This window comes from Larkinella sp. C7 (genome assembly GCF_006149005.1).
GTDB lineage: Bacteria > Bacteroidota > Bacteroidia > Cytophagales > Spirosomataceae > Larkinella.
In genome coordinates this window covers 754,246-760,632 of record NZ_VBSL01000002.1, presented here as the reverse complement: position 1 = coordinate 760,632, position 6,387 = coordinate 754,246, and the positions used below count along the sequence as shown (strand labels likewise).

At 33.6% G+C, this 6,387-nt stretch carries 6 protein-coding genes; 4 read left to right on the top strand and 2 right to left on the bottom strand.

Features of this window, described 5'->3' with window-relative positions; genetic code table 11:
• Positions 1-212 precede the first annotated feature (212 nt).
• Positions 213-2,807, top strand: a complete 2,595-nt coding sequence (locus FH871_RS08325; protein ID WP_171062796.1) for a COR domain-containing protein — start codon at positions 213-215, stop codon at positions 2,805-2,807.
• A 190-nt stretch (positions 2,808-2,997) separates the two neighbouring features.
• On the opposite strand, the gene FH871_RS08320 is transcribed toward FH871_RS08325, so the two are convergent.
• Together FH871_RS08320 and FH871_RS08315 are read right to left on the bottom strand one after the other, a co-directional pair.
• Entirely contained in the window at positions 2,998-3,198 is a 201-nt protein-coding gene (locus FH871_RS08320) for a hypothetical protein (protein WP_138990961.1), read from the bottom strand.
• 26 nt (positions 3,199-3,224) lie between these two features.
• Entirely contained in the window at positions 3,225-3,761 is a 537-nt protein-coding gene (locus FH871_RS08315; protein WP_138990960.1) for a RimK family alpha-L-glutamate ligase, read from the bottom strand.
• A gap of 143 nt (positions 3,762-3,904) precedes the next feature.
• Here FH871_RS08315 and FH871_RS08310 point away from each other — a divergent pair, with 143 nt between their 5' ends.
• Genes FH871_RS08310 through FH871_RS08300 form a run of 3 tightly spaced genes read left to right on the top strand, consistent with a single transcriptional unit; the run spans position 3,905 to position 6,178 of the window.
• Complete coding sequence (locus tag FH871_RS08310) at positions 3,905-4,564, top strand: hypothetical protein (protein ID WP_138990959.1); 660 nt, start codon at positions 3,905-3,907, stop codon at positions 4,562-4,564.
• Positions 4,565-4,579: 15 nt separating this feature from the next.
• Entirely contained in the window at positions 4,580-5,782 is a 1,203-nt protein-coding gene (locus tag FH871_RS08305; protein WP_138990958.1) for a hypothetical protein, read from the top strand.
• A gap of 12 nt (positions 5,783-5,794) precedes the next feature.
• Positions 5,795-6,178, top strand: a complete 384-nt coding sequence (locus FH871_RS08300) for a hypothetical protein (protein ID WP_138990957.1) — start codon at positions 5,795-5,797, stop codon at positions 6,176-6,178.
• Positions 6,179-6,387: the final 209 nt, after the last annotated feature.

The window sequence follows — 6,387 nt, the reverse complement described above, 5'->3', positions numbered from 1 at the left end:
TTATATGCTTAAACCAAGATGATCCACAACTTTTGGTATTGATCCGTACAATCTCTATTTAAGGGGATACACCTCATAAATATTTATTTTTTATCTATTTTGGTAAGTTTCTTGTTCACATGAAACTTAGGAAATTCCTAAAAGTAACAATTCATAAGAAAGCTATTTCTTTATTTATTTCAGTAATATGTTGTACTTTAAAGAGTAATATAATGAAAAATAATAAGGATATTGTTCGGCATAAAATACAATTGGCAAAAGAAAATAAAAGCTATTCTTTAGATTTAAGTGGATTAGGACTAAGGGAAGTTCCGGAAGAAGTTTTTGGAATGATCTATATTAATGATTTAAATCTGAGTTTTAATAATCTTACTATACTTCCTGATTCAATAAATCTTCTATATAATCTTAAATATTTAGATGTAAGTTATAATTCCTTAAATCATATAAATGGTATTGGTTTTTCATCTCCTTGTAATTTACAGTTAATATATTTAGACTTGTCTTATAATAATTTTTCAGAAATTCCAAAAGATATTTATAATATTGAATTTATTGAAGATGTTGTGCTTACCGGAAATTCAATTTTAGAAGGTATTCCAAGTTATGTTATTGAAAATGGATATATTTATATAGATCATTATTATCGTGAAATTTTGCTCTCTAAATACACTGATAGTTTGTTTGAGGCAAAAATGATTTTTGTAGGTCAAGGTGATGTAGGTAAAACATCTCTAATGAAAAAAAATATTAATGATAATTTTGCTGTAATTGAAGGGAAAGAATCAACCACACACGGGATTAATATAAAGAATTGGAATGTTGATATCCCATTTTATAGTTATGAGATTGAAAAGAATAAGTTTGATTTTGGTGACCTTTACGATGAAGGTTATTTTGAAGAATTAGAGGGATATTATGAGGTTAAGGATGAAGAAAATAATGAATCTAATTTGCCTTATGATGATAATGCTTCATATTATAAAAAGGCTAGGATCAATATGTGGGATTTTGGAGGTCAAGAAATTTACTATTCGACTCATCAATTTTTTCTTACAAAAAGATCTATTTATGTATTTGTTTGGGATGCTAGAAAAGAAGAAGAATACCGTGGTTTTGAGTACTGGTTTAATACAATTAATATTTTGAGTGAAAATAGCTCTATAATTATTGTTATGAATAAATCGGATGTTAGGACTAAACATATTGATCAAGAAACATTAAAAAGAAAGTTTCCTAATATTGCTGGATTTTACCAAGTAAGTTGTGTGATGAATTCTGGTATTGATGATTTAAGGATTGCAATAATAAATGTTTTTAAAAAGCTTCCACATCTAGGTGATAAATTGCCAAAAGTTTGGATTGACATAAGGAATAGACTTAATAATATTGGTGTAAATTATATTACATATGAAAAGTATTTAGAAATATGCAGCCTATATAAAATTCCGGGAAGCAGAGCAGTATTTTTAAGCGATTATTTTCACGATCTTGGAGATATTCTACACTACAGTAAAGATGAGGCACTAAAAAATATAGTCATATTAAATCCGGATTGGGCCACAAATGCTTTCTATAAATTAATTGACAATAGAGATATACAGAAAAATAATGGCAAGTTTTCCTTAAAACAACTTGAGGGTATTTGGGATCAAAATGTTTATCCAAGGGATAAGCATTTTGAGTTAATAAAATTGATGGAACGGTTTGAAATTTGCTTTAATCTAATTGGGACTTATGAATATATAATACCTGAATTATTACAATCTGAGATCAGTGCATCATTTGATGACTTAATCAAGTTTTCTCGTTTAAAGTTTGAATATGATTTTTCTTTTATGCCTGCGGGATTAATGCCAAGATTTATATGTAGGAATTTTCTCTCGATAGAAAGGGGGTATTTTTGGAAGAATGGAATTGTTATTAGATTCGAAGATTCTTTAGCCTTAATAGTTAGTCAACAAATAGATCGAAAGATAAAAGTGTATATTAGTGGAGAAGAAAGTGAGTCATTACTTGCGATAATTAGGAGAGAATATGCTACTATTTTTGATTCTATTAAATTGAAAAAAGATGAAGATTATTTTGAAAAAATACCTTGTAATTGTAGGATTTGTGGTAATAGTTTAGATCCATTTTTTTATAAATATGGCCTTTTAAAAAAATTCCAAAATAGAGGCAAAACTAATACTGTTTGTGAAAAGAGTGTGGACGATGTTTCAATATCTTCCTTACTTAAAGGATATGAAAAGCCGCGACCTGGGGAAAGAATACTTGAACATTTAATTATTGCATGTTCTCAACTACAAGGCAATCATAAAATTGTAAATTCAAAAGAAGATAGCAGAAATAGTTATATATCTACAATGCTTTCGAATAGAGGTTTAATAACAAAAGACCAATCAAGATGGGGAAGCTCTCCTTCGAGTAAATCTCAAGGTGAGATAGATATAAAAATAGATTCACCTTCTGGGTTGACTTTGGGTATATTTGAGGGACTAAATTTAGGATATTTAGATAGCAATAAGATACATTCTCATCTAGAAAAGATATTTGATTATGACCCAAATGGATTAGAAAGTAATTTTATTGTTGTTTATTCAGAAGCTAGCGATTTTTTAGAGCTCTGGAATAAATATAAATTTGTTGCGCTAAATGCGAAAACTAAATACCCAAGAATTGGGGATTTTTCTGATATATCGGATAATTTTAATATTGGAAGTCAGCTTAAGATAGGTCGAACTTTTTATATGATAAACGAGGATAAAGTTTCTATATATCATATTTTTATTAACATGAATTGTTGATAAAAATTTCAATAAAAATATTTAGTGTATTTATAATTTAGTATACTTCAATACTCCTTATAAGATAAGATTTTTCTGGTCGATAGATAAAGAATTTCGAAATTTTATAAAACATTCTCTGCTTCAAACCAAGTTTTTCTAGGGGAATCCCGGCCAGCAGATGCCAACCGGGATTGCTATTTACTCAACGTTAATTTAATTCCGAATCTGAGCCACCTATTTTGTCTGGGTTATACGTGCCGCTAATTATTCTGCCTTTGTACTTGTCGCTTTCCTTCTGCTTGCGTTTATACCATTCCCATTCATCGGCACTCATGCCGTCGCCGTTTTTCTCCTGATGCCGGAGCTTTTTAAATAAGTGCATCCCGGTTAATTCTTCGTTCTCTTCCATTTTTGAATTGTGTTTAAAGTTAGATATTAGACATTGACGTGACCGTATTTTCGTTTGTAGAAAAACAGTTGAGCACTTTGAGTAGGTGATAGCCGTTTGTTATCCCGTTCCAGAATAGCAAGGGTTAAGTACGCCATTGGGTATTGATGGGCTTCGGATTCTGTCTTTTCGGTGGTGGTCGTGGTTTCCGGGGTCGTGGTTGCGGCTGTTGCCGTGTTACCGGTTTTTAACTCCAGATGCGCCACCAAATCTTTAAAGTGGTTGTACCCCGTTAAATCAATAATTCCTGTTCCCGGATTGCCGTTAATTCCTGTTCCCGGATTGCCGTTGACTTCGGTAACGTAGACCGAATTGTAGGTGCCTAATTCCTGGATCAGATCGACCCCGGCAAATTCTAAACCGACTGCTTTGGCGGCCTTCACGCACATTTCTTTTTCGGCATCCGTTAGTTTGATGGCATGGCCGCTGCCGCCCCGCGACAGGTTGGCCCGAAAGTCTCCGCTGTTGGCCGTTCGCTGTAGGGCCGAGATGTAGAGGTGACGAATTGAAAATGTTGCAAGCATTCAATAGAGGGTCACTACGGGGAATTTCCCAAAAAAAAGGGTGAAATAGCCCCTAGTGACGTTGACTCGCTTATTCTGATATTTGTACAGCATATACAAATTCTCCACCTGTCAAATTTTTAGATAAAAACCATTTATCTAACATGAAAAGCTATTTCTCTACCTGCATTATTGTATTAGTTTGTTTTACGTTTTATGGGTGTTTTACCCGTATTCACGAACACCATTTTTTTCGAGATCATCTTGAACATTTGCCAAATTACTACAAAATTAAGGTAAGGGGAAGTACTTTCCTGTTCTCAAAGACAAGGTATTATTCAGGATATTTTAAATCTGATGCCATTGATACCTATTTTAATGAATTTACACAGCCAAAAAACGGCCGCATTGTGGCGGATTCATTGAAAGTCAATTCCATCAATGAAGAAAATGTAGATAAGCAACTTGTTCTGATCATGTCAAGTAATGCCGATGCTATTGCTGAACAAATCGGGAATATCACGCAGTCAAAAAATACATTGAGTAATTTAATTAGTCTCACAACGGGTGAAAAACAGCAACACTTGACGGACTTGCAGACTGATTCCAGTATTCAGATTGCAAAGAATGAGTTGTTTATTGCCATAGGAGATGGTATATTAAATGATCTGGAAAGTAAAGATACTACACAGGTTAAATACAGGTTGTTGCAATTTATGAATCAAATAGCGGCAGAAAATGGGAATTCAAAACCATTTATCACCTGGAATGATGCACAAGATTGGCTTGCAAATTATCGTAATTCATCTGTCAAAAGTTACTAATAACATATTCTTGTAATGAAAAATCTATTTTGCTTTCTATTTATCTCTTTATTATCACTAGGTTGCACCTCTCGCCTTCAGGTGAGTGTGAAAATCCTGGATCGTTCTTTTTTGACAGAATCTCCAGCTTTCTGGAAAGAAAAAATAAGACCTCTTGAAGTAAAAGCCCGGGAAAATATACTAAGCGGAAATTATGAGATCATACGTCGTACTATAAAGGCTAATTTGGATTCGAGTTTAAATGAACTTTCAAGGCGGTCCATGAATCCCGAAAAAAGTAGGCTCGAAAAATTATTCAGAGATTCAAAAATTAAGGCCGTCAAAGATAGTATCGATAAATTATTAGACAAGTTACCCCCGACTTTATCACCTGAGATCGCGAATACGCTGAAAATGGGTGGTAATGATATAATTGATACAACCATAAACTTTGTCATTTTTCAGCACCGGTTAGCCTTGTCAACCTACGATAATTCCCTTGTTAAACCTGTTCAAGAGGCTCCCAGCCCGGAGGATTACGAAATTCAAACTGCTAAGAAATTACGTGAATCGTTGTATCTATTAAATTTAGGTTTTTTTCGATTGTCGTCCTTAGGTGAGTATTTGCGTTGGGAAATTGATAGATTAACAAAAGAAATCATACCGAATGCTACTAAAAATAATGACTATCAAGTAAGTGTCGATGATATCGTGTTGACGACGAAACAGATTACCCGGAAGGCAAGTCCTACAGCACAACCGTTCCTTGCAATTAAAAATGACCCACTCGCTTCGATAGTTGCAGGTGCTGATAAAAAGTATTGGCGGGCTGTTGCCAATTCAGCAAAGGGTAAAACCGCCATTGGTAACTCTGATATTGCTATCGTTATGGAGCAAAATGGGGAATACACAGTGAAAGGCATACGAAATGATGCAACACAAGCAACTAAAGCCACATTTGCTGTCATGAATTTAACGATCGACGCATTGGCAAAATATAGCGGAGTTGATATTTCTTCAAATCCTACTGACTCTACTTCCACTATTTCAGGAAGAATTATAAAAACAGATTCTGATTTAAGAATAATACAAAATAAAACTAGAGCGGCTCATCTGAAGATTTTTTCAGCAATTCTAACTGAAAACGCACATCTCAGTGACAATGCAACTTACAAGACTTCTGTGAATAACATAAAATCAGTATTTAACTCAAGTAAGAAAACCATGTTAAACCAATAAATTGTCACTAATATGTTTTCTATAGGTGATTTAGTAATTTGCAATTGTGGTATTGGAGGGATACCTGTTGGTACCCAGGGTATTATAAACCATGGCCCTATTACCCATTTTGGTAAAACACTGTATGCTGTCAAATGTCGTGGGTTTGCGAGCAGTCTTCAGTTAGAAAGTTGTTTAAGTAGATCAGAACATAACCTTCATACACAAACTTTTTTTGAAGTAGGGGATATAATTACATTAAAATCCAGCAGTAAATCGGCAAAAAAAGGAACACAAGGTGTTGTTGTGTCAGCGCCTAGAAGTCACGCTGGAAAAGTGGTGTATGATATTTTTCTAGACGGTAATGTTAATCATGTGACGATTCAGGAGGGAAGGTTGGAGACAAAACCGGACTAAATATTGAAATACAAGTTGAATCTGATGGGTTGATTTGTTTTTTTAATTCAATGCCTAATTATTTTAAAGTTGAAATACAATGTTGTCCAGCTTTGGGATGTATTACATTAAGTGGGTCAGAGTTATAAATTGAGTTTAAGCCGGTCTCCAAAGATAATTGATAATTGGGCTAGAGTTTGATTCCAGTTATGCACCGGTTTATTCCATTT